At 71.7% G+C, this 25096-nt stretch carries 21 protein-coding genes; 13 read left to right on the top strand and 8 right to left on the bottom strand.

All coding sequences use genetic code 11. The features are described from left to right. Positions 1-10: 10 nt before the first annotated feature. Positions 11-1405, bottom strand: a complete 1395-nt coding sequence (locus JOF43_RS02760; RefSeq protein ID WP_209898757.1) for an MFS transporter — start codon at positions 1403-1405, stop codon at positions 11-13. Between the two features lie 228 nt (positions 1406-1633). Here JOF43_RS02760 and gdhA point away from each other — a divergent pair, with 228 nt between their 5' ends. Together gdhA and JOF43_RS02750 are read left to right on the top strand one after the other, a co-directional pair. Next, positions 1634-2977, top strand: coding sequence for an NADP-specific glutamate dehydrogenase (gene gdhA, locus JOF43_RS02755; RefSeq protein ID WP_209898754.1), 1344 nt, complete (start codon positions 1634-1636; stop codon positions 2975-2977). A 359-nt stretch (positions 2978-3336) separates the two neighbouring features. Further along, complete coding sequence (locus tag JOF43_RS02750) at positions 3337-4716, top strand: hypothetical protein (protein WP_245353995.1); 1380 nt, start codon at positions 3337-3339, stop codon at positions 4714-4716. Positions 4717-4828: 112 nt separating this feature from the next. On the opposite strand, the gene JOF43_RS02745 is transcribed toward JOF43_RS02750, so the two are convergent. The 3 genes from JOF43_RS02745 to JOF43_RS02735 all read right to left on the bottom strand — a co-directional run bounded on the left by JOF43_RS02745 (position 4829) and on the right by JOF43_RS02735 (position 8500). After that, a complete protein-coding gene (locus tag JOF43_RS02745) occupies positions 4829-5617 on the bottom strand; it encodes a fructosamine kinase family protein (protein ID WP_209898750.1) in 789 nt (262 codons plus the stop codon). Positions 5618-5675: 58 nt separating this feature from the next. Continuing rightward, positions 5676-7148, bottom strand: coding sequence for an APC family permease (locus JOF43_RS02740; RefSeq protein WP_209898749.1), 1473 nt, complete (start codon positions 7146-7148; stop codon positions 5676-5678). Between the two features lie 203 nt (positions 7149-7351). Then, the gene (locus JOF43_RS02735) at positions 7352-8500 is read right to left on the bottom strand and encodes an aminoglycoside phosphotransferase family protein (protein WP_209898746.1); all 1149 of its coding nucleotides are present in this window, start codon (positions 8498-8500) and stop codon (positions 7352-7354) included. Positions 8501-8607: 107 nt separating this feature from the next. On the opposite strand from JOF43_RS02735, the gene JOF43_RS02730 reads away from it, so the two are divergent. Beyond that, complete coding sequence (locus JOF43_RS02730) at positions 8608-9123, top strand: DinB family protein (protein ID WP_209898743.1); 516 nt, start codon at positions 8608-8610, stop codon at positions 9121-9123. 5 nt (positions 9124-9128) lie between these two features. Further along, positions 9129-9920 carry a GNAT family N-acetyltransferase gene (locus tag JOF43_RS02725; RefSeq protein WP_209898740.1) on the top strand — a complete coding sequence of 264 codons (792 nt, stop codon included), beginning with the start codon at positions 9129-9131 and terminating at the stop codon, positions 9918-9920. 326 nt (positions 9921-10246) lie between these two features. Here the strand turns inward: JOF43_RS02725 and hutG are convergent, their stop codons facing one another. Then, positions 10247-11281 carry a formimidoylglutamase gene (gene hutG, locus JOF43_RS02720; RefSeq protein WP_209898738.1) on the bottom strand — a complete coding sequence of 345 codons (1035 nt, stop codon included), beginning with the start codon at positions 11279-11281 and terminating at the stop codon, positions 10247-10249. Positions 11282-11309: 28 nt separating this feature from the next. Here hutG and JOF43_RS02715 point away from each other — a divergent pair, with 28 nt between their 5' ends. The 9 genes from JOF43_RS02715 to JOF43_RS02675 all read left to right on the top strand — a co-directional run bounded on the left by JOF43_RS02715 (position 11310) and on the right by JOF43_RS02675 (position 22970). Continuing rightward, positions 11310-12107, top strand: coding sequence for an IclR family transcriptional regulator (locus tag JOF43_RS02715; protein ID WP_245353994.1), 798 nt, complete (start codon positions 11310-11312; stop codon positions 12105-12107). A gap of 60 nt (positions 12108-12167) precedes the next feature. Next, positions 12168-13028 carry a formate/nitrite transporter family protein gene (locus JOF43_RS02710; RefSeq protein WP_209898735.1) on the top strand — a complete coding sequence of 287 codons (861 nt, stop codon included), beginning with the start codon at positions 12168-12170 and terminating at the stop codon, positions 13026-13028. Between the two features lie 310 nt (positions 13029-13338). Further along, positions 13339-15021, top strand: a complete 1683-nt coding sequence (hutU, locus tag JOF43_RS02705; protein ID WP_209898733.1) for a urocanate hydratase — start codon at positions 13339-13341, stop codon at positions 15019-15021. A gap of 50 nt (positions 15022-15071) precedes the next feature. Further along, entirely contained in the window at positions 15072-16298 is a 1227-nt protein-coding gene (gene hutI / locus JOF43_RS02700; protein WP_209898730.1) for an imidazolonepropionase, read from the top strand. A gap of 16 nt (positions 16299-16314) precedes the next feature. Beyond that, positions 16315-17703, top strand: coding sequence for a YjiH family protein (locus JOF43_RS02695; protein WP_209898728.1), 1389 nt, complete (start codon positions 16315-16317; stop codon positions 17701-17703). 77 nt (positions 17704-17780) lie between these two features. Continuing rightward, a complete protein-coding gene (gene hutH / locus JOF43_RS02690) occupies positions 17781-19322 on the top strand; it encodes a histidine ammonia-lyase (protein WP_209898725.1) in 1542 nt (513 codons plus the stop codon). 170 nt (positions 19323-19492) lie between these two features. Next, positions 19493-20658 (top strand): IS3 family transposase gene (locus JOF43_RS02685; RefSeq protein WP_245353993.1). Its coding sequence is split into 2 segments (ribosomal slippage): positions 19493-19777 and positions 19780-20658, totalling 1164 coding nucleotides; the frame shifts between segments, so codons are not numbered across the junction. A gap of 58 nt (positions 20659-20716) precedes the next feature. Further along, positions 20717-21721: a TerC/Alx family metal homeostasis membrane protein gene (locus tag JOF43_RS02680; protein ID WP_209898722.1), complete on the top strand. Its 1005-nt coding sequence runs from the start codon at positions 20717-20719 to the stop codon at positions 21719-21721. 307 nt (positions 21722-22028) lie between these two features. Continuing rightward, positions 22029-22970, top strand: a complete 942-nt coding sequence (locus tag JOF43_RS02675) for a CPBP family intramembrane glutamic endopeptidase (protein ID WP_209898719.1) — start codon at positions 22029-22031, stop codon at positions 22968-22970. A 34-nt stretch (positions 22971-23004) separates the two neighbouring features. Here JOF43_RS02675 and JOF43_RS02670 read toward each other — a convergent pair whose 3' ends face one another. The 3 genes from JOF43_RS02670 to JOF43_RS02660 are packed head-to-tail and all read right to left on the bottom strand — an operon-like array spanning position 23005 to position 25011. Beyond that, positions 23005-23793 carry an SDR family oxidoreductase gene (locus JOF43_RS02670; RefSeq protein WP_209898717.1) on the bottom strand — a complete coding sequence of 263 codons (789 nt, stop codon included), beginning with the start codon at positions 23791-23793 and terminating at the stop codon, positions 23005-23007. A 59-nt stretch (positions 23794-23852) separates the two neighbouring features. Then, the gene (locus JOF43_RS02665; protein ID WP_209898714.1) at positions 23853-24401 is read right to left on the bottom strand and encodes a DUF488 domain-containing protein; all 549 of its coding nucleotides are present in this window, start codon (positions 24399-24401) and stop codon (positions 23853-23855) included. A gap of 4 nt (positions 24402-24405) precedes the next feature. Beyond that, entirely contained in the window at positions 24406-25011 is a 606-nt protein-coding gene (locus JOF43_RS02660) for a cysteine hydrolase family protein (RefSeq protein WP_209898712.1), read from the bottom strand. Positions 25012-25096: the final 85 nt, after the last annotated feature.

Genomic DNA, 25096 nt, shown 5'->3' with positions numbered 1-25096 from the left:
TCGCACGAGGTCATCGCGAGGCGGCTGCCGGCTCCACCGTCTGCCCCTGGCCGAGCCCCTCGACGCTGCGGCGGGTGCTGAGGGCACGCGACATGACGAGCACGAGCAGCCCGGCCAGCGGCACGACCAGCAGGCCGACGCGCAACCCGGCCGCATCCGCGACCAGCCCGACCAGCGGTGGGGAGGCGAGGAAGCCCAGCCGCATCAGCCACGACACGATCGTCAGACCGGTGCCGTGCCGCAGGCCCGGCAGGTCGTCGGCCTCCTGCATCGCCGCCGGTACCAGCGTCGCGCTGCCGAGCCCGGCCAGGGCGAATCCGGCGATCGTGCTCGGCACGGTGGGGGCGGCGAGGGCGATCCCCATGCCGAGGGCGATGATCGCGCCGCCTGCCCGTGCGACGGTCCGCTGACCGAAGCGGTCCACCATGCCGTCGCCCAGCAGGCGGCCGATGAACTGGGCGCCCACCAGGGCGATGTAGCCGGTGGCGGCGATCGCCGCCGGGGCGCCGAGGTCGCGCTGGAGGTAGAGCGTCGCCCAGGAGTTGCCGGAGTCCTCGACCAGGGTGCCACCGATGGCGATGGCCACGAGGGCCAGCAGCGTCAGCCCGAGCCGCGTCGGCGTCGGGCTCGAGTTCGGGGTCGAGGTCCGTGAGTCCGTGGTCGACCCGGCGGTGCCGGACCCGGCGATCGCGTCGCCCGCATCGGACTGTCCTGCCTGGTCTGCCTGGTCTGCCTGGTCTGCCTGGTCTGCCTGGTCTGCCTGGTCTGCCTGGCCTGCCTGATCTGCCTGGTCTGCCTGGTCTGCTCGGTCGATCCGGTCGGTCCCGCCGTCCGGGTCCTTGCCGGGCAGGGCGAAGCGCAGCGCCACCAGCGAGATCACGGCGAACAGCAGGCCGGAGCCGGCCAGGTGCACCCGCAACGGGACGTCGAGCGCGATCGCGAGGGCGGCCATGGAGCCGCCGAGCACCGCGCCGACCGACCAGACCGCATGGAAGGAGTTGATGATCGAGCGGCGATAGGCGCGCTGGACCCGCAGCCCGTGCGCGTTCTGCGCGACGTCGGTGATCGCGTCGCACGCCCCGGCCAGCAGCAGGGCGAGGGCGAGCACCCCCGCAGCCGGGGACCAGGCCGCCGCCAGCAGACCGAGCGCCGTCGCCAGGGTGCCTGCGGTCGCCAGCGGCGCCGAGCCCAGGCGTCGGACGAGCACCCCGGCACCGAGTCCGGCGAGGATCGCGCCGGCGGGGAAAGCGGCCAGGACCAGGCCATAGGTGGAGTTGGCAAGCCCCAGCCCCGCCTTGATCTCCGGGTAGCGGGGCAGGAGGTTCGCCAGCAGCGCCCCGTTGGTCAGGAACAGGGCGCCGACAGCCGCGCGGGCGCGACGAAGGGCAGGTGGAGCGAGCGACATGCGTACGAGCGTACTCATCGAAGCGTGGGGCGTCACGCCCCGCGGTGTCATGGACGCCCCTCGCCGGGCGAAATCCCAGCGTGCATGGGTCAGCAAGCCTATGCATGTTCACTCACTGAACGGTCCGTTCCGCGATCAGGGGTGGGCGCGTACCCTGGGCGGCGCTCCGACCTCCGCCGATGCGGAGGCACCGTGACCCCGGGACCCCGGGCCCCTGAAAGGACCGCGATGATCGATTCGATGCTCCAGGACACGTACGACCAGGTGCTGCGCCGCAACCCCGGCGAACCCGAGTTCCAGCAGGCCGTGCGCGAGGTCTTCGAGTCCCTCGAGTACATCCAGGGCCGCCACCCGGAGTACAACGACCAGGGCATCCTCATGCGGATGTGCGAGCCGGAGCGTCAGATCATCTTCCGGGTCCCCTGGGTCGACGACGACGGCACCGTCCAGATCAACCGCGGCTTCCGCGTCGAGTACAACTCCGCGCTCGGCCCCTACAAGGGCGGCCTGCGGTTCCACCCCTCGGTGAACCTCGGCATCGTGAAGTTCCTCGGCTTCGAGCAGATCTTCAAGAACTCCCTGACCGGCCTGCCCATCGGCGGCGGCAAGGGCGGCTCCGACTTCGACCCGCACGGCCGCTCCGACGGCGAGGTCATGCGCTTCTGCCAGTCCTTCATGACCGAGCTGCACCGACACATGGGCGAGTACACCGACGTCCCCGCCGGGGACATCGGCGTCGGCTCCCGCGAGATCGGTTTCCTCTTCGGCCAGTACAAGCGCCTCACCAACCGCTACGAGGCGGGCGTGCTGACCGGCAAGGGCCTGGACTGGGGTGGCTCCCTCGTGCGCAAGGAGGCCACCGGCTACGGAGCGGCCATCTTCGCCGACGAGATGCTCAAGGCGCGGGGGTCCTCCTTCGACGGGCGCCGCGTCTCCGTCTCCGGCTCCGGCAACGTCGCGCTCTACGCGATCGAGAAGGCCCGGCAGCTCGGCGGCATCCCGATCACCGCCTCGGACTCCTCCGGCTACGTCGTCGACGAGAACGGCATCGACCTCGAGCTGCTCCAGCAGATCAAGGAGGTCGAGCGCGGCCGCATCACCGAGTACGCCGAACGTCGCGGTGAAGGTGCGCGTTTCATCCCCGGCGGCAGCGTCTGGGACGTCCCGGCCGACATCGCCCTGCCCAGCGCCACCCAGAACGAGCTCGACGCCGACGCGGCGCGCGCCCTCGTCAAGAACGGTGTCCTCGCCGTGTCCGAGGGCGCGAACATGCCCTGCACCCCGGAGGCCGTGGGCATCTTCAGCGGTGCCGATGTGGCCTTCGGCCCCGGCAAGGCCGCGAACGCCGGCGGCGTGGCGACCAGCGCGCTGGAGATGCAGCAGAACGCTAGCCGTGACGCCTGGAGCTTCGGCCACACCGAGCAGCGGCTGACCGAGATCATGAAGGGCATCCACGCCACCTGCCTGGAGACCGCCGACGAGCTCGGTCGCCCGGGCGACTACGTGGTGGGCGCGAACGTCGCCGGCTTCCGCAAGGTGGCCGACGCCATGATCGCCTTCGGCGTGATCTGAGCCGGTAGCTGCGCGGGTAGCCGCCTCGGCCCGGAGTCGGCCGACCGCGCCGGCTGCTGCGCCGGCCGATTGCCCGGGCTGACCGCGCCTTGGACCGCGCCAGCCGATCGAGATCGACATGGGGACCACTTTCGTGTGCTGAAAGTGGTCCCCATGTCGATCTCGGCGTGCAGGTCCGGGGTTTCGGCGGCGTGACGGTGTGGTTGCCCCGGCGGGCGGTCGTGAAGGGGAAGCGGCCCGGGGGGGGGCGAAGTGCGGGTGCCCTGGGTCTCGAGCGTGAAGGTGCGGAGGTTCCGGGACCCCAGCCGGATCACCGCTTCGTGGTGAGAACGATGCTCAAGTACTGCTACTCTCTCCGCATGAACCTGATGAGAACCATTGTCATGAAACGGCGAGCCGTCGCGCTCGTCGGTGCGGGGATGCTCGCGCTCTCGGCCTGCAGCGCCGGTGGCGGCAGCTCCAGCGGATCCTCGGACGGCGGCGGCGAGGCGGCCCCCTCCACGGATCGCACCGAGGTCGGCGCCCTCTCCCCACGGATCGTGCTCGCCCACGAAGGTGGCATCACCACCCTCGATTCCTCGGACGGCAGCACCCTGGGCAGCGAAGAGCTCGAAGGCTACGTGCGGCTGAATCCCGCGGGCGACGGTCGGAACGTCGCGGTCAGCGCGTCCGACGCGATCACCATGTACGACACCGGCCTGCTCGCACAGGGCCACGGCGACCACTTCCACTATTACGTCCAGGAGCCCACCCTCACCGATCTGACCGTGGAGGCACCCCACCCCGGACACGTCGTCCCCCACGGCGATCGCACGGCGCTCTTCTCCGACGGGACCGGCGAGGTCACCGTGATCGATCCCGCGGCTCTGGGCGAGGGGCAGCTCGAGATCCTCGAGCAGACCAGCACCGAGGATCCGCATCATGGGGTCGCGGTGCCGCTGTCCGACGGGGGGAAGCTTGTCACCCAGGGCACCGAGGAGGAGCGCAGCACGGTCCAGGTGCTCGATGAGGACGGGAAGGTCACCGCCGAGACCGACGACTGCCCGGGCGTGCACGGCGAGGCCGCCGCTCAGCCGACCGAGTCGGGAGACGTCATCAGCCTGGGCTGCGAGAACGGCTCGGTGATCTACCGCGACGGCGAGTTCCACAAGGTCGACATCGAGGGTGACTACCAGCGCTCCGGCAACCAGATGGGACACGAGGACTCGCCGATCGTGCTGGCCGATCACAAGGTGGAGGCCGATCCCGCCGGTGGGATCGAGCGGCCCACGGAGGTGGCCCTCATCGACACGCGCGATGACACCCAGCAGATCGTCGATCTGGGGTCGGAGTACTGGTTCCGCTCCCTGGACCGCGGTCCGGACGGCGAGGCCCTGGTGCTCACCGCCGACGGCGAGCTGAACATCCTCGACCCCGAGACCGGCGAGATCCTCCACGAGGTCCCGGTGACGGGGGAGTGGACCGAGCCGGAGCAGTGGCAGGCGCCCGGCCCCATGCTCGATGTGGCCGACGGGACCGCCTTCGTGGTCGACCCCGAGGCGAAGAAGCTCACGATGGTCGACGTGGCCAGTGGTGAGGTCTACCGCGAGCTCGACCTACCGGTGGTCCCGCACGAGATCCAGGTGACCACGGGCACCGCCTCGGGCGAGTACGAGGTCGCCCCGGGCGCCGACGACGAGGCAGCCGAGGACTCCGCCGCGAGCGACGGCGGCGGTGACCACGAGGGCCACGACCACTGACCCGATTCGCGTCCGACTCGATCGCGCGCTGTGCTTCCACTCCGGGGAGCACAGCGCGCGATGCTGTCAGGGGTGGTGCGTCGGCCGACGTCGGGACCGTGGACGGCGCCGCTCAGAACCCCAGCTGGTCGGCGCGGGCGATGATCGCCTCGGCCGTGGCGATCGTCTGGTCGACATAGGCCTCGCCGAACAGCTGCACATGCGCGAGCAGGCCGAAGAACAGGTGGGCCGGAAGGTCCTGCTGCCAGTCGCCCGGCATCGGGTGCTCGGCCTCGTAGCCCTCGAAGATCTCGTCGAGGAACGGGGCGCCGAACAGCGACAGCATCGCCAGGTCCTCGAGGCGATGACCGCCGTGCGCGGCCGGGTCGATGAGGACGCCGCCGTCGGCGGTCCACAGGAGGTTCCCGGACCACAGGTCGCCATGGACGCGCGAGGGCTCCTCGGTGCCCTGCCCGCTGATCCCGTCGAAGGCGCCGTCGGCGATCACGTCGATCGCCTCGTCGACCGTGTCGTGGCCGTCGGCGCCGAGGGTGCGGGTGACGCGATCGGCCAGCGGGCGCAGGCGGTCGTCGGCCCAGAAGTCGGGGAAGTCCTCGCGCACGTCGGTCGTGACCTCGAAGGGCTTCTCGAGCGGCCCGAACCAGGCCTTGTCCCCGGGCGCCCAGCCGAAGCCCGGCGCACCGGCGTCGTGCAGGCGCGCGAGGCGCCCGCCGAACTCCCGGGCCGCGTCGGCCGACGGTGCGACGGTCTCCAGGCGCTCGAGGCGCAGCTCGTCCGCGCCCGCCTCGCGCACTGTCACAACCGGCACCGCCTGCGGCTCGTCCAGCCAGGTCAGGCCCGCGGCCTCGGCGGCGAAGTATCCCTGGGGCGCGCTCGGACCGGTCTTCACGAAGTCATTCATGGGCCCACAGTACGCAGACGTCCAGGGGTGGGCGCCACCCGGAGACAAGGCTGGTGGGTCACACCCGCAGACGCCGCCCGGCGACGTAGCCGATCAGGGCGATGGCGATGATGAAGGCGAGCGTGCCCAGGGTGAGTGCCTCGAAGGCGGCGTAGGGGACGCCCATCGCGGTGGAGAAGTCGTACGGCAGGCCCAGCAGGGACTCGAGGGTGCCGGGCACGATCGACACCCAGGAACCGAGAGCCACGAAAGCGGTGGTGACCACGCCGAGGGCGACGAACACCCCGTTGCCGCCGGGCACGCGGAAGGGACGCGGCACCTCGGGGTGGCGCAGGCGCAGCCGCACCGCCGCCGGGATCACGATCAGATAGCTGAACAGGTACGTCGTGATCGCGACGGAGAGCACCACGTCGAACAGGGCGGCGCTGGAGCCGGTCAGCTGCATCGCGGCGATCATGAACGCGCTCGAGATGAGCCCGGAGAGCAGGTTCACCCGGATCGGGGTGCCCAAGGTGCGGTGGAACTTCCCGAAGAAGCCGCCGAAGAAGGATCCGTCGGCCGCGGCGATCGCCTGCATGCGGTCGGACATGATCATCCACGCCGCTCCCTGGCCGATGTTGGCCAGCAGGAACAGCACCACCGCCGCGATCAGCATCGCCGGCGCCGCCGAGCCGTAGACCGAGAACACGGTGGCGACCGCGGTGATCAGCCCGGAGACGCCGTCGATATCGGAATGGGGGATGACCAGCAGGATCGTGAACACGGGGATCAGGTAGAGCACGCCCGCCATCGCCGAGGAGCGCAGCACCGAGAAGGCGACGTCCTTGGTCGCGTTATTCATCTCGCCGGAGGCGCTGGAGCCGGACTCGAAGCCGAGGAAGGCGAACAGCAGCAGGGGGATCAGGGTGATGAACCCGGCGGTGGTGGGGGTGAAGGAGCCGATCGGCAGGTCCTGCACGCCGTGCTGGACCGCGTAGGCGATCGCCGTGACCACGAACAGCGCGAGGAAGACGATCTTGCACAGTGCACCCATCGTCGGGATCCACTTCGCCCGGCGCAGGGACAGCACGGCCGCGAGCACGGTCAGCCAGATGAACAGGATCTTGAAGGCGTAGTCCGCCGCGGACCCTTCCGTGAAGGGCACCAGATGCTCCCGGGCGGCCTCGGCATTGAGGAAGGCCATCGAGCCGCCCACCCACACGGGCTGCGTGATCCAGGTGAACGCCGAGGCCACCGCTGCGGCGGGGCGCCCGAACGCCGTGCGCACCCACAGGTACACCCCGCCCTCGCCCACGAAGGCCGAGCCGGTCTCGGCGAAGATCAGCGCGTAGGGGATGAGGAACACGATGATCAGGAAGACCAGCCAGGTGAAGGTCTCCGGGCCCTGCGAGGACACCGAACCGAGCATCTCGAGCCCCACCACGGCGGAGACGACGATGAAGATGATGTCGAAGCGGCCCAGCGTCTTGTGGAGCACCGCGTTCTGCTGCTGCGCGTACTGGGTGCTTTCGGCCGTGCCGAGGTCGGACATGGTGGTGCTCTTCTCAGGGCGGAGGGGCGTCCGCAGCCACGGGCCGGCGGCGCGCAAGGGGGAGCATCGACCGGCAGGGCTCCGGCGCACGAGGGACCGCACGAGCATAGTCCTCGGGTGCGCCCGACAGCGGTGGCGTCCGTCGCCCCGGGACCTCTCTCACAATGCTGCCCGCAGCGCACCCGACCGCCCGCGGGCGGAGGTCAGACGGGGAGCTCGAGCTCCCGCGCCAGGGAGTCGTGCAGCACCGGCAGCACCCGACGGTGCGCGGCCCGGGTCGCGGCGCGTGAGGCGACGTGCACGAGCATCGCGGTGCGTTCGTAGGCGGTCCACACCCGCATCCGCCCGCGCAGGGCGCCGACGTCGGCGGCCGAGACGGGCACTTCGCCCAGCTCGCCGCGGGCACGCACGTAGGCGCGGACGAAGGCGTCGACCTGCTGCTCGTCCAGCGGCACGTACCAGGGGCCGCCGTGCACGGAGCCGCCGATGATCGCCAGGTCGCGCGCGGGGTCATCGCCCTGCGCCCACTCGAAGTCGATGTAGCGCACGACGGGGTCCGCGGAGTCCGCGCCCGCGTGGTGCCACAGGATGTTCGTGGCGCACAGGTCGCCATGGGCGAGGACGAAGCCGTCCAGATCCGCGATCTCCTCCTCGACCCCCGCGACCCGCTCCAGCGCGGCCTCCACGAACGGTTCGAGCCCGTGCTCGGCGATCACGCCTCCGTGCAGCTCACCCCAGGAAGCGGCCTCCTGCTCGACCTCTCGCAGCAGCGAGGGCGGTCCGGGCGGGACCGCGGCCCAGGGGTCCTCCCCGAGCGTGACCGGTCCTCGCCCCGGAGCGGGCACGGAGTGCAGCTGCGCGAGCCGTGCGGCATGGGTCTCCAGGTGACGGGCGGTCCAGCTCTCGGGCGCAGCCGCGGTGCCGGTCACGTCGGTCGTGACCACGTACGGATGGCCGAGAGGGCTGCTGGCGGGGTCGTCGTGCACGGCGATCGGGGTGGGGCCCACCTCGCGGGGGACCATCGCCAGCGCCGCGATCTCGTGGACGAGGTCCTGCTGCAGCTCGGAGGGTGCGATGTGGGGGATCCGCACGATGACCGCGGCGTTCTCGTGCGGGATCACGCGCCAGGCGGCGAAGCGCTCGCCGACGCCGGCCAGGACCGCGCGGGCCGGGCCGGAGAGCGAGGACGGCAGCACCGACCGGTGCAGCCCGGGAAGACGCACGGGGGAGACGTCCTCGCGCAGGGGCAGGACGAGGGTGCCGCTGCGCCAGGCCTCGACCAGTCGTCGGCCCATCGCGGAGGAGGCCGGGTCCAGCAGAGCCGTGGGGTGGCCGGGACGAACGGGGACCATGTCGACTCCTGGGGCGCGGGTGCATCGATCCTACGCGGCGGTGCTGCGGTCTCCCGGGGCCGAAGTATTCGTTGGTCCTCGCACCGCACACGTGCGACGGTTCCTCCATGACTGCTGACGACACCCGCCGCTTCGGACCGATGGCCGCTGCGGAGCGGGAGACCCTCGATCACTGGGTCGACTTCTACCGCCAGACCCTGCTGACCAAGATCGCGGGACTCGACGCCGAGCAGCTGTGCCTCCGCTCCGTCCCGCCGTCGACGCTGAGCCCGATCGGCCTCGTCCGCCACCTCACCGACGTCGAGGCGTCCTGGCTGCGCCGAGTGCTCCTGGACGAGCAGCTGACGCTGCCTCACAGCACCCCCGACAGGCCGGATGCGGACTTCGACGACATCGACCCTGCGACCGCGCTCGCCGATGTGGAGCGCTACCGCGAGGAGCTCGTGACCACCCGCGCCGCCCAGGCGAGCTGGATCGACCTCGACGGTCCGGTCCGAGGTCAGCGCCATGGCCGTCCCGTGACCCTGCGGTGGATCCTCACCCACCTGATCGAGGAGTACGCCCGCCACCTCGGCCACCTGGACCTGCTGCGGGAGACGATCGACGGGCGTACCGGATACTGAGGCGCATGCCCGGCCCCGCCTCGTTCCACCCCGTCCGTCGCGAGCAGGTCACCCTGAGACTGCTCACCACCGCCGACGCCCCCACCCTCGCCGACCTCGAGACTCGCAACCGGGAGCAGCTCCTGATGGGCGCCCCCGTCCGGGAGGAGGCCTGGTTCACCGCGGCCGGGCAGCGCACCGCCATCGCCCACGCCCTGGCCGACCGTGAGGCCGGGCGCAGCCTGCCGCTGGGGATCTATCTCGAGGAGGAGCGCCCTCCCCGCCTCGTCGGCCGGCTCACCCTCGCAGGCATCACCCGCGGCGCTTTCGAGTCCGCCTCGCTGGGCTACTGGGTGGACCACGCCGTCACCGGCCGCGGCATCGCCACCCACGCCGTCCGCACCGCGATCGCGGTGGCCTTCGGCGCCCTCCGCCTGCACCGCCTGCAGGCCGAGGTGCAGGTCGGCAACGAGGCCTCCGCGCATCTGCTCGAGCGGTGCGGGTTCCTCGAGTACGGGCTCGCGCCGTCCTACCTGCGGCTCGGCGGAGACTGGGTCGACTGCCGTCTGTTCCAGCTGGTCGACTCCCGCTGGCAGCCGAGCGAGTCCGGGCACGACACCGAGCAGGACACCGAGCCGAAGCACGACACCGAGCACGATCCCGACACCGGGCCCGGGGACAAGCCCGACACCTGGCCCGAGCACGACGCCGAGCCCGACACCGAGCACGAGGAGGAGCCAGGCAACTGGCCCGAGCCAAACGCCGAGCCCGGCGCCGACCTTGACCCGGAGAGAGGCACGTTCGAGCGCCTGCGATGACGGCCAGCTGCTCGCTGCCGAAGGGGAGATGGTCGGGTACTGGCGCTATAGCATTCGTTCTGGCGAAATAGCCAGTGCGCATGCCATAGCGCCAGTTCTCGACGGTGGGCTGCCAGTGCGCATGCTGTAGCGCCAGTTTTCGGGTGTGGAGTGCCGGTGCGCATGCCATGGCGCCGGTTCTCGGGTGTGGGCTGCCAGTGCGCATGCTATGGCGCCAGTTCTCGGCGGTGGGCTGCCGGTGCGCATGCCATAGCGCCGGTTCTCGGGTGTGGGCAGCCTGAGTGTCCGGCGGCAGCGGACCACAGCGTGGTCACGCCGCGAGGAGATCAGGCACCGGCGACGACCCCGCGCACGGCATCGTCGATGAGGCGGGCGGCGGTGCGGGCGGTGCGTCCGTCGAGGTCGAGCGAGGGGTTCAGCTCCACGACGTCGAGCAGCGTGAGCTTCCCGCTTCCCGCTGCGGCCTGCACTGCCGCGGCGATCAGCGGTAGCGGCACCCCGTAGGCCGCGGGAGCCGAGACCCCCGGCGCGGTGGCCGCCGGCAACACGTCCAGATCGATCGTCAGGTAGAGGATGTCCAGGCCAGCGGTGAACTCCTCGACGAACTCCTGGATCCCGGCAGCCCCGGCCTCCAGACACTGCTGATCGGTCCACCACCGCACGCCGAGCGACCGGGCGCGGTCGAACAGCACGCCGGTGTTGGAGGGCTCGGCGATCCCCAGCACCGCGTAGCGCAGGTCTCGGCCGGACCGTCGCTCGGCCGCCGCCATCTGCGCGAAGGGTGTGCCCGAGGTCGGGTGCGGCTCCTCGCGCAGGTCGAAATGCGCGTCGAGGTTCAGTACGCCCCAGCGCTGCCCCGCCCTCGGCCCGAGACCGGAGCCCATCAGGCCCCGGTACGAGGACCAGGCCGTCTCGTGCCCGCCGCCGAGCACGATGCTCAAGCGCGCGCCCGGCCGATCGAGCGCGGCCGTGGTCAGCGCCGCCGCGCGGGCCTGCCCGCCCTCGAGGTCTCCGCCGACGGTCTCGGCGTCCCCCAGATCATGCAGCCCCATCTCGCGGCGGGCGAGCGGGCCGTGCAGCGCGAGCGGGGACAGCGCCCGACGCAGCGCGGCCGGCCCTCCGGCCGCCCCCACGCGCCCGCGGTTGCGGCGCACGCCCTCCTCCGAGCGGAAGCCCAGCAGCGCGACGTGCGGATCCTCGGCCGACGCCCCGGCGAAGGCCGGGCCTGCCGTCGTCCCGCGAGGAGCGTTCCCGTCCGCCCTCAGCACTTGCACCGCCTGGTGCCAGCGGGCGTGCTCGGGGCCGTCGCCGTCGTGCCGCCCGCTCCAGAGAGCGGCGACGTCGCCGGGGGAGTTCGTCATCGGGGCTCCTCACCTCGTGGTCGGTGGCATGCTGAGGCACATCATGGCACCCCCGAAAGTCCCGGCCGCCGACGCGACGCTGCGTGTGCTGACCGTCCTCGCCTCGCGCCGCTCCCCGATCGCGGCGGCGCGGCTCGCCGAGGAGCTGGACCTGCCGCGCTCGCGCACCTACGACCTGCTCGCGAACCTCGTCGAGCACGGATACGTCATGCACCTGGGGGAGGAGCGGCTGTACGGCCTCGGCCCGGCGGCGCACGAGCTCTCCGGCGCCTACCTGCGCCAGGAGCCGCTCGCGCGGGTCGGTCGGCGCGTGATCGAGACGATGGTCGACGACGTCGGGGAGTCCGGTCATCTCGCGGTGCTCCACGGGCGTGACGTGCTCTACGTGATCGAGGAGCGCGCGCGGAATCGGCCGAGCCTGGTCACCGACGTGGGCGTGCGGCTGTCCGCGCACCTGACCGCGAGCGGCCGCGCGATCCTCGCCGAGCTGCCGCCCGCTCAGCTCCGGGCCCTGTTTGGCAGCACCGCCGACTTCACTGCCCGCACCGATGCTCCGGGCCCCGCCACGCCCGCGCAGCTGCGTGACCTGCTGACTGCCGTGCGGAGGGACGGTTTCGCGCGGGAGTCCGGGGAGGTGACCGACGACTTCGGGTCGGTCGCCGCCGTGGTCCACGACCATGCGGACTGGCCGGCGGCCGCAGTCGCCCTGACCTACCTCGAGAGCCGCGTCGGCGACGCCGAGCGGAACCCTCTCGTGGCCGCGGTGACCGAGGCCGCGAGCGAGCTGTCGCGGCGCCTGCACGGCCGCCGCCCGCCCGCACCCTGAGGGTCCACCCGCTGCTGGTAGCGTGCGCCGCCCCAGGACTCCGCGAGAGAAGGTGCCGCCATGGCCCAGCGTGCGAAGCGTGACGAGGTCGACGAACGCCGAAGGCTCGGTGCCAGCGACGAACCGGTCGAGGACGTGCTGGTCGAGGAGTTCCGCACCACCGTCGCCGAGGGCGCGAACCGGCTGAACCGCACCTGGCGAGCCCTCGTGATCACCGGACTGTTCGGCGGGATCGACGTCGGGCTCGGGCTGATGGCGATGCTCGCGGTCCTCCACGCGACCGGCTCCGAGCTGCTGGGCGGGCTGGCGTTCGGCATCGGCCTGTACGCGATGCGGTTGGCGCACTCGGAGCTGTTCACCGAGGACTTCCTGCTGCCGATCAACGCCGTCGTCTCCCGGCACGGCACCTGGGGCCAGCTGATGCGGCTGTGGGCGACGACGCTGGTGACGAACCTCGTCGGCGGCTGGGCCTTCGCCTGGATCGTGGTCGCGGCCTTCCCGGCCTACGAGGGCGTCCTCGTCGAGTCGGCCATGGGCTACATGGAGAAGGGACTGACCCTCGAGACCGCCGCCCTCGCCGTGCTCGCGGGCTTCACGATCACGCTCATCACCCGAATGAACCAGGGCTCGAGCGAGGGCATCGCGACGCTCGCCAATTCCCTGATCTCCGGGCTCCTGGTGGTCGGGCTCGGCATGCTCCACGGCGCGCTGAGCTCCGCCGTGATCTTCGGAGCGATGCACGCGGGGGCCGACATCCCCTACCTCGACTGGTTGATCTGGTTCTGCTGGGTGATCCCCCTGAACATGGTCGGCGGCCTGGTGATCCTCGCTGTCCCGCGCCTCCTGCGCACCTGGGAGCTGGTGACCAAGGAGCGGGCAGCGCAGGACAGCGAGATCGACGCGCCCTCCGTCGTCACCTGACCGCACGGCGGCTGCGGTGCCGGATGGTGCGCCCCAGCCGCGGTGACCGAGCACCCCGCCCCAGCCGGTGACCGGGCACCCCACCCCAGCCGCGGTGACCGAGCGCCCCACCACGGCCGCGGTGACCGAGCGCCCCACCACGGCCGCGGTGACCGAGCGCCCCACCACGGCCGCGGTGATCGGGAGGCCGTACCCGGACAAGGCTATCCGGGATACCGGACACCATCGGGTCGCGCCCCCTCGACCCGACGGAGCGCGGGGTGCTGTCCTGTCCGGAACACCGCGACAGCCCTCGATCCAGGAGCCGATGATGACCCTTCCCGGAGCCCGTCCCGTCCGCGCCCCGCGCGGAACCGCTCTCAGCGCGAAGTCCTGGCAGACCGAGGCCCCGCTGCGCATGCTCATGAACAACCTCGATCCCGAGGTCGCCGAGCGCCCCGACGACCTCGTCGTCTACGGGGGCACCGGTCGGGCGGCCCGCTCCTGGGAGGCCTTCGACGCGATCGTCGACACCCTGGCGGACCTCGAGGACGACGAGACGCTGCTGGTCCAGTCCGGCAAACCCGTCGGCGTGCTGCGCACCCACGAATGGGCCCCGCGGGTGCTCCTGGCCAACTCCAACCTCGTGGGCGACTGGGCCACCTGGCCCGAGTTCCGCAAGCTCGAGGCCGAGGGCCTGATGATGTACGGCCAGATGACCGCCGGATCCTGGATCTACATCGCCACCCAGGGGATCCTCCAGGGCACCTACGAGACCTTCGCGGCCGTCGCCGCGAAGCGCTTCGGCGGCACGCTCGCGGGCACCATCACCCTCACCGGCGGCTGCGGCGGCATGGGCGGCGCGCAGCCTCTCGCCGTCACCCTCAACGGCGGCGTGTGCCTGATCGCCGACGTGGATCGCGCCCGGCTCGAGCGCCGGGTCGCCAAGCGCTACTGCCACGAGATCGCCGAGGACCTCGAGGACGCCATCGCGCGCGCCAACGCCGCCGCGGCGGAGCGGCGCGCGCTCTCGATCGGGATCGTCGGCAACGCCGCCGAGGTGTTCCCCGCCCTGCTGGCGCGCCACCGCGCCGGGGACCTCCGCGTCGACGTCGTCACCGATCAGACCAGCGCTCACGATCCGCTGTCCTACCTCCCCCTCGAGGTGGGCATCGAGCAGTGGCAGCGCGAGGCCGAGGCCGATCCGGAGGGCTTCACCAAGAAGGCCCGCGAGTCGATGGCCCGCCAGGTCCAGGCCATGGTCGAGTTCCAGGACGCGGGCGCCGAGGTGTTCGACTACGGCAACTCGATCCGCGACGAGGCGCGGCACGCCGGCTACGAGCGCGCCTTCGCCTTCCCCGGCTTCGTGCCCGCCTACATCCGCCCCCTGTTCTGCGAGGGCCTCGGCCCGTTCCGCTGGGTCGCGCTCTCCGGAGACCCCGAGGACATCGCCGTCACCGACGCGGCCCTGAAGGAGCTGTTCCCCGAGAACGAGCACCTCCACCGCTGGCTGGACGCGGCCGACGAGTACGTCGAGTTCGAGGGCCTGCCCGCCCGCATCTGCTGGCTCGGCTACGGGGAGCGCCACCGCGCCGGGATGCTCTTCAACGACCTCGTGCGCGACGGGAAGGTGAAGGCCCCGATCGTCATCGGCCGTGACCATCTCGACTCCGGCTCGGTCGCCTCCCCGTACCGCGAGACCGAGGCCATGCTCGACGGCTCCGACGCGATCGCCGACTGGCCCCTGCTCAACGCCCTGACCTCCACCTCTTCCGGTGCCACCTGGGTGTCGATCCACCACGGCGGCGGCGTCGGCATCGGCCGTTCGATCCACGCCGGCCAGGTCGGTCTGGCCGACGGCACCGAACTGGCGCGTCGCAAGCTCGAGCGACTGCTGACCAACGACCCGGCCCTGGGCGTGATCCGCCACGTCGACGCCGGCTATTCACGGGCCGACGCCGTCGCCCACGAGCGCGGGGTGCGGGTCCCGATGACGCCGTCCCGGCGGGACTGACCCCGGCTCCCGTCCCCGCCCCCATCCCCTTCTGCCCAGGAGGCACGCCCATGACGAGCACCCTGATCACCGGCATCTCCGAGCTGTGGACCCTCGACCCGGCGTTCGATGACCCCGCGCGCCCCGGTGCCGTCACCGACGAGCAGGTGCGCCGCGAGGCGGCCCTCGTGATCGAGGACGGCGTGATCGCCTGGACCGGTCCGGCCGCGCGGGCCCCGACGGCCGATGACGCCGTGGACGTCGAGGGGCGCGCCGTGCTGCCCGGCTGGGTCGACTCCCACAGCCACCTGATCTTCGACGGTGACCGTGCCGGTGAGTTCGAGGCCCGGATGGCCGGTCAGTCCTACGCCGCCGGTGGCATCGGGGTGACCACGCGGGCCACCCGCTCCGCCTCCGACGGGCGCCTGGAGGGTCTGGTCCGCTCCCGGCTCCGCGAGGCAGTGGCCGGTGGCACCACGTGCCTGGAGACCAAGACCGGCTACGGCCTCACCCTCGAGCAGGAGCTGCGGGCCGCCCGCCTCGCCTCCTCGCTGGTCGCGGCCGGGGAACTGGACGAGGCCACCTTCCTGGGCGCCCACCTGGTGCCGGGCGAGTTCGACGGCCGGGAGGGCCGGCCCGGGGCCGACGACTACGTCGATCTGGTCAGCGGGGACATGCTCGCCGCCGTCGCGCCGTACGTGCGCTGGATCGACGTGTTCTGTGAGGAGGGCGCCTTCGACCCCGAGCAGTCTGCGCGAGTGCTGCGCGCCGGTGCCGCGGCCGGCCTGGGACTGCGCGTGCACGGTAACCAGCTGGGCCGCTCCGGCGGAGTCGGCCTCGCCGTGGAGCTCGGCGCCGCCAGCGTCGACCACGTCAACCATCTCGAGTCCGCCGACGTCGACGCCCTCGCCGGGGCGCGGGGCACCACCGTCGCCACCGTGCTGCCGGCCTGCGACCTCTCCACCCGGGCGCCGCTCGCCCCCGCCCGTCGGCTGCTCGATGCCGGTGCGGACCTCGCGATCGCCTCGAACTGCAACCCCGGGACCAGCTACACCAGCGCCATGAGCTTCTGCGTGGCCACCGCCGTGCTGCAGATGCACCTCTCGCTCGCCGAGGCCGTGCGCGCCGCCACCCGGGGCGGAGCGCTCTCCCTGCGGCGCGAGGACGTCGGCCATCTCGCTGTGGGGGCCCGCGCCGACCTGCACGTGCTCGACGCCCCTGCCGCCATCCACCTCGCCTACCGGCCCGGCATGCCGCTCACCCACGGGGTGTGGCGCGCCGGTGTCCGGCCGGCCTGATGCGAGGAGGACGTCGATGACGACGCCCGATGCCCTGCACGATGACGCCCGCGGCGACCCGGGCCGCTCCGGGTCCGCAGCCCGGATCGCGGCCACCGGGCCGCAGGACCGTCCCGCCCCGCCGCACCGCTGGCGCTTCCTCCTCTACAGCGCGATCGGCCTGGCGATGTTCTTCGTGACCGTCGAGATCGGCGGGACCTCCACGATCCTCGTCGACCACGCGCTGACCCTCGTGCAGTGGGTGCTCGGCCCGGCCGTGCCCTGGGTCGTGGTGGCCCTGGTACTCGTGGGAACGGTCCGCCCGTTCGTGACCGGCTCCTGGCGTCACGGCACGCTGCGCACGATCTTCTCCCTCGCCAACGTGGTCGGACTCGTCGTCGCAGTCTGCGCGGCGCTGGGCTACTACCCGGGACCGCTGGCGAACCCGGACATCGGGCCGTTCCTGTGGGAGCAGCTCGCCATCCCCGTCGGTCTCATCGTCCCCGTCGGCGCCGTCTTCCTCGCCCTGCTGATCAACTACGGGCTGATGGAGTACGTCGGCGTGCTGGTCCAGCCCATCATGCGCCCGGTGTGGAAGGTCCCGGGGCGAGCCGCCGTCGACGCCGTGGCCTCCTTCGTCGGCTCCTACTCCCTGGCCCTGCTGATCACCGACAAGGTCTACCGCGAGGGTCGTTACACGTCCCGGGAAGCCGCGATCATCGCCACCGGCTTCTCGACGGTCTCGGCGACGTTCATGGTGATCGTCGCCGGCACCCTGGACCTGATGGACCGCTGGACGCTCTACTTCTTCCTCACCCTGGTGGTGACCTTCCTGGTCACGGCGATCACGGTGCGGATCCCGCCGCTGCGCGGTGTGCCCGACGAACCCTTCGAGGGCGTCCGGCACACTCCGGAGCCGACCGCCCGCGGCAACCGGCTCGCCCACGCCTGGCAGGAAGCCATGCGTGCGCTCGCGACGGCTCCGGGCCTCGCGCGCGGCACCTGGTCGACCTTCCGGGACGGTGTGCTGATGGCCTCGGCGATCGTCCCCTCGATCCTGTCCATCGGTCTGGCGGGTCTGCTGCTGGCCACCTGTACGCCGGTGTTCGACCTGATGGGGTGGCTGTTCGTGCCCGTCGCGTATCTCGTGCAGCTGCCGGACCCGGCCCTGGCCGGCAAGGCGGTCTCGGTGGGGATCGCGGAGATGTTCCTGCCGGCCACCGTGGTCGCGGGGCACGAGTCCGAGGTGCTGCGCTTCACCGTCGGCGTCACGGCCGTCTCCCAGATCGTCTTCTTCTCCGCCCTGGTGCCCTCGATCCTGGCCACCTCGATCCCGGTCTCCGTGGGCCGCCTGGTGGTGCTGTGGTTCGAGCGGGTGGTGCTGACGCTCCTGATCACCGCGCCGCTGGCGCACCTGCTGCTGTAGCCCGTCCGCTCCCGACCAGGCCGGCCCGACCCGGCCCCACCCCGCCCGTTCGCGCCCGACTCCCGAAAGGCCCCCTCATGCCCCGCACCGTCACCCTGTCCACCGGCGGCCTCACCGCGGCAGACGTCCTCGCCGTCTCCCGCCACGGCGCCCGCGTGGACCTCGACCCCGCCGCCCGGGAGCAGGTCGCTGCGGTGCGCGCGCACGTCGACGCGCTCGCCGCCGGCGAGACCCCCGTCTACGGCGTCTCCACCGGGTTCGGGGCGCTCGCGGACACCGCGATCCCGCCGAGCATGCGTCATGCCCTGCAGCGCTCGCTGATCCGCTCCCATGCCGCCGGGGCCGGCCCCGAGGTCGAGACCGAGGTGGTCCGCGCCCTGATGCTGCTGCGCGCCCGCACCCTCGCCTCGGGCCGCACCGGGGTGCGACCCGTCGTGGTCGAGACCATGCTCGCCCTGCTCAACGCACAGATCACCCCGATCGTGCACGAGTACGGGTCCCTGGGCTGCTCGGGCGACCTCGCCCCGCTCTCGCACTGCGCGATCGTGCTGATGGGGGAGGGGCGCGCCCGGGACCGCGACGGGCGGGAACGACCCGTGCCGGAGCTGCTCGCCGAGGCGGGCGTCACCCCGGTGCTGCTCGAGGAGAAGGAGGGCCTGGCCCTCATCAACGGCACCGACGGCATGCTGGGCATGCTGCTGATGGCGATCGCCGATCTCGAGGAGCTGGTGCGCATCGCCGATCTCACCACGGCGCTCACGGTGCAGGGGCTGCGCGGCCGCGACAGCGTGTTCGTCCCCGAGCTGCACGCACCGCTGCGCCCTCATCCCGGCCAGGCGGCGTCGGCCGCGAACATCCATGGCCTGCTCGCGGGCTCGCCGATCATCGCCGCCGTCGCCGCCGAGGGCTCCCGGGTGCAGGACGCCTATTCGCTGCGCTGCGCCCCGCAGGTCGCCGGCGGCGTGCGTGACACGATCCAGCACGCCCGCACCGTCGCCGATCGCGAGCTGGCCGCCGCGATCGACAATCCCGTCGTGCTCGAGGACGGCACGGTCACCTCCAACGGCAACTTCCACGGGGCGCCGGTGGCCTATGTGCTCGACTTCCTCGCCGTCGTCGGCGCGGACCTCGCCTCGATCGCCGAGCGCCGCACCGACCGGATGCTCGATGCGTCCCGCTCCCACGGGCTGCCGCCGTTCCTGGCCGACGACCCCGGTGTGGACTCCGGCTTCATGATCGCCCAGTACACCCAGGCCGCCCTGGTCTCCGAGATGAAGCGGCTGGCGGTCCCGGCGAGCGTCGACTCCATCCCCTCCTCCGCGATGCAGGAGGACCACGTCTCGATGGGCTGGCACGCCGCGCGGAAGCTGCGCACGAGCGTGGAGAACCTGCGCCGCGTGCTGGCGATCGAGCTGCTCACCGCCGCCCGGGCGATCGACCTGCGCGCACCGCTGGTCCCGTCGGCCGCCTCCGTCGCGGCGATCGACGTGCTGCGCCGCACCGTCGCAGGCCCCGGTCCCGATCGCTTCCTCGCCCCGGACATCGCCGAGGCCGAGGCGCGACTGCTGGACGGGTCGCTGCTGACCGCGGTGCAGGAGGTCGCCGGACCCCTGGAATGAGCACCGGCGGAGCGCTCGGTCTGCGAGGGGCTCGCGGCGGCGATACCCTTGCCGGGAACGTCCCGATGCGGCCCGCCCCGCGACCCGACCGGGAGACCGCCCGGGACTGCCGCGTCGATAGGTGACATCTGATCTGGCTTGCCCGTAGGCGGCCTGGAAGGATGTGCACCATGCCCGCTCCCTACCCCCAGGAGTTCCGCGAGGACGTCGTGCGTGTGGCCCGGTCCCGCGAAGACGGCGTCACCCTCGCGCAGATCGCGAAGGACTTCGGCGTCCACGAGATGACGCTCCACAAATGGATCCGCCAAGCCGACATCGACGACGGCAACCGTCCCGGCAAGACTCGTGAGGACTCGACGGAACTGCGCGAGCTCCGCCGCCGGAACCGGTTGCTGGAGCAGGAGAAAGAGGTCCTGCGCCGCGCAGCCGCCTACCTGTCCCAGGCGAACCTGCCGGGAAAAGGTTCTACCCGCTCGTGAGCGAGCTCGCCGCTGACGGCATCCCCGTCGCGGTGTCCCTGCGGGTCCTGAAGCTCTCCCGCCAGCCCTACTACCGCTGGCGGAAGCAGCAGATCACCAGGGCCGAGCTCGTCGAGGCCTACCGAGCCAACGCCCTGTTGGACGCCCACCGCGACGATCCTGAGTTCGGCTACCGGTTCCTCGTCGGAGAAGCCGCCGAGGCCGGAGAGGTGATGTGTGAGCGGACCGCGTGGAAGATCTGCCGCGACAACCAGTGGTGGTCCGTGTTCGGGAAGAAGCGCGGCAAGAACGGAAAGCGCCCCGGTCCGCCGGTCCATGACGACCTTGTGAAGCGGGACTTCTCCGCCGATGACGCCAACGAACTGTGGCTCACCGACATCACCGAGCACTGGACCGACGAGGGCAAGCTCTACCTCTGCGCCATCAAGGACGTGTTCTCCGGCCGGATCGTGGGCTACTCGATCAGCGACCGGATGAAGGCCCGTCTCGCGGCGAACGCCCTGGACAACGCAGTATCCAGGCGTCGTGACACCGCCGGTTGCATCGTGCATTCGGACAGGGGATCCCAGTTCAGGTCCCGGAAGTTCGTGCACGCCCTGAACCGTCATCACCTCATCGGATCGATGGGCCAAGTCGGTGCTGCCGGCGACAACGCCGCGATGGAATCGTTCTTCTCGCTACTTCAGAAGAACGTCCTGGACCGCAAGCGCTGGCGGACTCGAGAGGAGTTGCGGATCGCGATCATCACCTGGATCGAGAGGACCTATCACCGCCGTCGCCGACAGGCTCGCCTGGGCCGATTGACCCCCATCGAATACGAGACCATCATGAACCCGGCCGTGAGCCTCGCGGCCTGACACCACAACTGTCACCTGTTCGTGCGGCAGCCCCCCCCACGACCCGGAAAGAGCTCGCATGGGTGAACTGAACATCGGATTCGAGATCGTGGCACTCGTCGTGCTCGTCGCGATCCTGCTCGCGGACCTGCTGATGGTCCTCAAACGCCCCCACGTGCCCTCCCTGAAGGAGTGCGCCGGGTGGATCGGCTTCTACGTCGGCCTCGCCATCGTCTTCGCCGGGGTGCTGTTCTTCGTGGGCGGCATGGCGCCCGCCTCCGAGTTCGTGACCGGCTGGCTGCTCGAGTACTCGCTGAGCATCGACAACCTGTTCGTCTTCATCGTGATCATGGCGAAGTTCGCCGTGCCGAGGAAGTACCAGCAGGAAGTGCTGATGGTGGGGATCATCATCGCGCTGATCGCCCGCGCCATCTTCATCCTGGCCGGCGCGGTGATCATCGAGAACTTCGCCGGGGTCTTCTACATCTTCGGCCTCTTCCTGCTGTGGACGGCCTGGAAGCAGACCCGCGAGGAGGACGGCGGGGACGACGACTCGTTCATCATGCGTGCGGTGCGCAAGATGTTCCCCGTCTCCGAGGAGTACGACGGGAACAAGCTGCGCACGGTCGTGGACGGCAAGAAGCTGTTCACCCCGATGCTGCTGGTGTTCGTGACGATCGGTCTGACCGACGTCATGTTCGCCCTGGACTCGATCCCGGCGATCTTCGCGGTCACCCGCAACCCGTTCCTGGTCTTCACCGCGAACCTCTTCGCCCTGATGGGCCTGCGGCAGCTGTACTTCCTGCTGGGCGGGCTCATGGACCGTCTGGCCTACCTGCACTACGGCATCGCGGCGATCCTCGGCTTCATCGGCATCAAGCTGCTGATCCACGCGATCCACGAGGCGCCGCTGGAGTTCCTGCCCGGCTTCTCGGTGCTGGAGAAGATCCCCGAGGTGCCGATCTGGCTCTCGCTGTCCGTGATCGTGGTCTCCATGGCGGCCGCGACCGGCGCTTCGCTCCTGTTCGCTCCGAAGACCCCCACGCCGTCCGACGACGAAGCCGGCTCCAGCCCGGAGCGCTGAGGTCGATCGCGCGGGCGGACCGCGAACGGTGCCGGACCGACAGCGGGAGGATCGCCCGCGGCGTCGAGCCGTGAGCGCGGGATCCGAGCGTGCCCCGTGGGCGCTGCGGGGCCGTTCGCTCGCAGGACACCGAGGACGGCGTGAGGCCCGGCGGAGCCTGAGCCCCTGATCCCCCGCGGCACCGATCAGGTGGCGTCCGGCAGTCCCGAGCGGCGGCGTCGGGCCAGCCGCAACAGGGGCCGCGGTCACCTGGACGATCGGCCCACAGGTCGTGACGGCGGGCGCGCAGAGGCGCATCCTCGAGATCATGAGACCACCGGAACCACGCCCCGTCGACCGCAGCGACCGTCGCCGCTGGGCACAGCTGCTGCTCGGCATCATCCTGTTCGTCGTCGCCGAGTTGGTGATGGTCGCCGTGGCCCGGCTCGGGACGGTGGCCACCGGGGCGTCCTTCGCGCAGGGGCCCGCCGGCTGGGCGCTCCTGCTCGGGGCCGGCATGGGCGCCGCCGTCGCGATGGGCGGATTCCTCCTGATCCTCGGACCCCTCGGCCGCAGTCCGGGCCTCGCCCTGCGCGGCGCGGGAAAGCTCGCCGAGCTGGCGCTCGGGTTGGTGATCGGTGCCGCGCTGATCTCGCTCAGCGTGGGCCTGATCGCGCTCCTCGGCGGCTACCGCGTCACGGGGTTCGCTCCGTCCCCGCAGCTGCTCGTTCCGCTCGCGCTCGGTATCGGCGCAGGATTCATCGAGGAGATCCTGTTCCGCGGGATCCTGCTGCGCCTGCTCGACGCCTGGCTGGGCAGCTGGGCAGCACTGGCGATCACCTCGCTGCTGTTCGGCCTGATCCACCTGACGAACGACGGCGCGTCCGTCCTGACCGCTCTCGGTCTCGTGATCGAGGCCGGGGTGCTGCTGGGGGCCGCTTACCTCCTGACCCGTCGGCTGTGGCTCGCGATCGGTGTCCACATCGCCTGGAACACCGTGCAGGCCGGGGTCTTCTCCTCGACCGTCTCCGGGACCGGGGAGCAGAGCGGACTGCTGGTGGCCGAGATGAGCGGACCCGCATGGTTGACCGGCGGCTCCATGGGCGTCGAGGGGTCGGTGGTCAGTGTGCTGCTGGGGCTCGCCGCAGGGACCGTGCTGCTCGTGATCGCGGGCCGCCGTGGGCATCTGCTGCCGTCGGTGCGGACGACGCAGAGCGTCGCCGGCGCCGGGGCGGTTGATCGCGCCGAGCCGGCCGCGCGCGGAGCGTGAGACGATCGTCGGCTGAGCGGGCCCGCTCGCTGCTTCACAGCGCCGGGGTCGCGAACCCGCCGTTGGAGTACAGCAGCTGCCCGCGGATCCACGACCCCTGTTCCGAGACGAGGAACCGCACCAGGTCCGCGACGGTGTCCGGGCCGCCGAGCTCGCCGCCCGGAGTGTCCGCGGCACCGGCGGTGCGGATCTCCTCGGTCATCCAGCCGGTGTCGATCGGCCCGGGATTGAGGACGTTGGTGCGCACGGCGCGCTCGGCGAGCTCATGCGTGCCGGCCAGCACCAGACGGTCCAGCGCCCCCTTGGTCGCCCCGTAGGGGAGATTGTGCACGGTGTGGTCGCTGGTCAGGGCGATCACCGCGCCCCCGGGAGTGTCCGTGCCGGGCTCGACCTGCTCCGCGAAGGCCTTCAGCAGCAACCAGGTCGCGCGCACGTTGACGGCGTAATGGCGGTCGAAGCTCTCCACGGTGGTGTCCAGGATCGAGGAGTCCACCGACTCGCAGTGGCAGGTCACGAGCGCCCCGAGCGGGCCGAGCGCTCGGTAGGCGGAAGCGACCAGGGTCGGAGGGAACTCGGGGTCCTCGAGGTCGCCGGGGATCAGCTCGACGCGGCGCCCCTGCTCGCGGAGCTCGTCGGCGAGCAGCTCGACGTCGGTGGCCTCGCCGAGGACGCGGCGATCGTAGGGCTCGAAGTAGTTCAGGGCCAGGTCGAAGCCGTCGGCGGCGAGTCCGCGGGCGATCGCGGCGCCGATGCCGCGGCGACGGCCGACGCCCGTGAGCAGGGCGGTGCGGGGGATCGCGGGGGTGCTGGTGGGAGAGTGCATGGGCTCGACCGTAGGGCGCGGGCGGCGCGGTGGCCATCGGTTTTCGTGACGTCGGATGCTCAGCCCTGGTCGCCGCGGTCCCACACCACCTGGCCCGCCGCGTCGAGCCGCGCTCCCGGACTCGCCAGGTGCGGGCGCAGCTGCCCCGAGGGCATCAGGTGCTGGGCCGGGACCGCGTGGTCCAGGAGCACCACGTCGGCGATGAGCCGACGGTGGCAGCGCCACCACATCGACTCCGAGCACATCACGGCGGTGCGGGCCCGCCGGACGTCCTCGAGCAGCTCGCCGATCCCGGCCCGGAAGTCCTCGCTGCGGGTCCAGCCGGCGTAGGCCCGGAACTGCGCGACCCGCCACCAGGTGTCCGGTGAGGCGGCGTCCTCGTCCTTGGTCAGCCGGCGCCGGCCGCCCAGACGCTCGTCCCACCGATAGTCGATCCCGGCACCGGTGCAGATCTCCTCGACGGCGCCCTTCGCGGCCGCGCCGTTCGCGCGCGAGCCGGGGTAGCGGCGCACGTCGACGAGCTGCTCGATGCTCGCACCGCGCAGCAGGTCCGCGAGCTCGGCGCGGTCCAGCCGGCCGTGCCCCACGGTGAGCAGGGGAGAGGTCATCCGCTCAGGATGGCACGAGGACGGCGAGGACCTCGTCGGCGCTGCGCAGGTCCACCTGCGGCGGGAACAGGCTCATCGTGTGCAGGGCGGCCGCTCCGTTCGCGGACGACGAGGCCGCACAGGCATCGGTGACGACGGTGACTCGGGCACCGGCGTCGGCCGCTGCGAGCACGGTGGTGAGCACGCAGCAGTCGGTGGAGACCCCGGCGACCAGCAGCCGCGGGCGGGAGCGCGGGCCGGCACCGATCCGTGCCGCGAGCTGCGGCCCCCATTTCCCGAAGGTCGGCTCGTCGATGGTCGGGTGGGCGGAGAGCCCCCGCGCCTCCGGCACCAGCTCGTACAGCGGATCCGTGGGGGGCACGTCGGCGAACGGCCAGGCAGCGAAGTACTCGCCCCAGGCGGTGGCACGGTCCGCCGTCGGCAGCCAGCGGGTGACCAGCGTGCGCTCCGGTCCGAGGTGATGAGCGAGCATCAGGATCCGCCCCCTCGCCGCCGGGAAGAACGGGGAGGCCCATTCCGAGGCGGGGTCGGCGAAGATGCGCTGCGGGTCGACGACGACGAGCCAGGGGCGATCGGCGTCGCCGCCGGGGCGAACTGCGGGGGTGTCCATGGCCGCACTGTACGAGAGGGCTACGCGCTGCACGAAGGGATGGGGTCTGCCGTCGGACGATCCCGCCCCGCCGGGCCACTTCCTG

Origin of the sequence: Brachybacterium sacelli (assembly GCF_017876545.1) — a bacterium.
GTDB lineage: Bacteria > Actinomycetota > Actinomycetes > Actinomycetales > Dermabacteraceae > Brachybacterium > Brachybacterium sacelli.
Note: the sequence above shows the minus strand (reverse complement) of the source record. Positions and strands in the feature narration are given on the sequence as shown.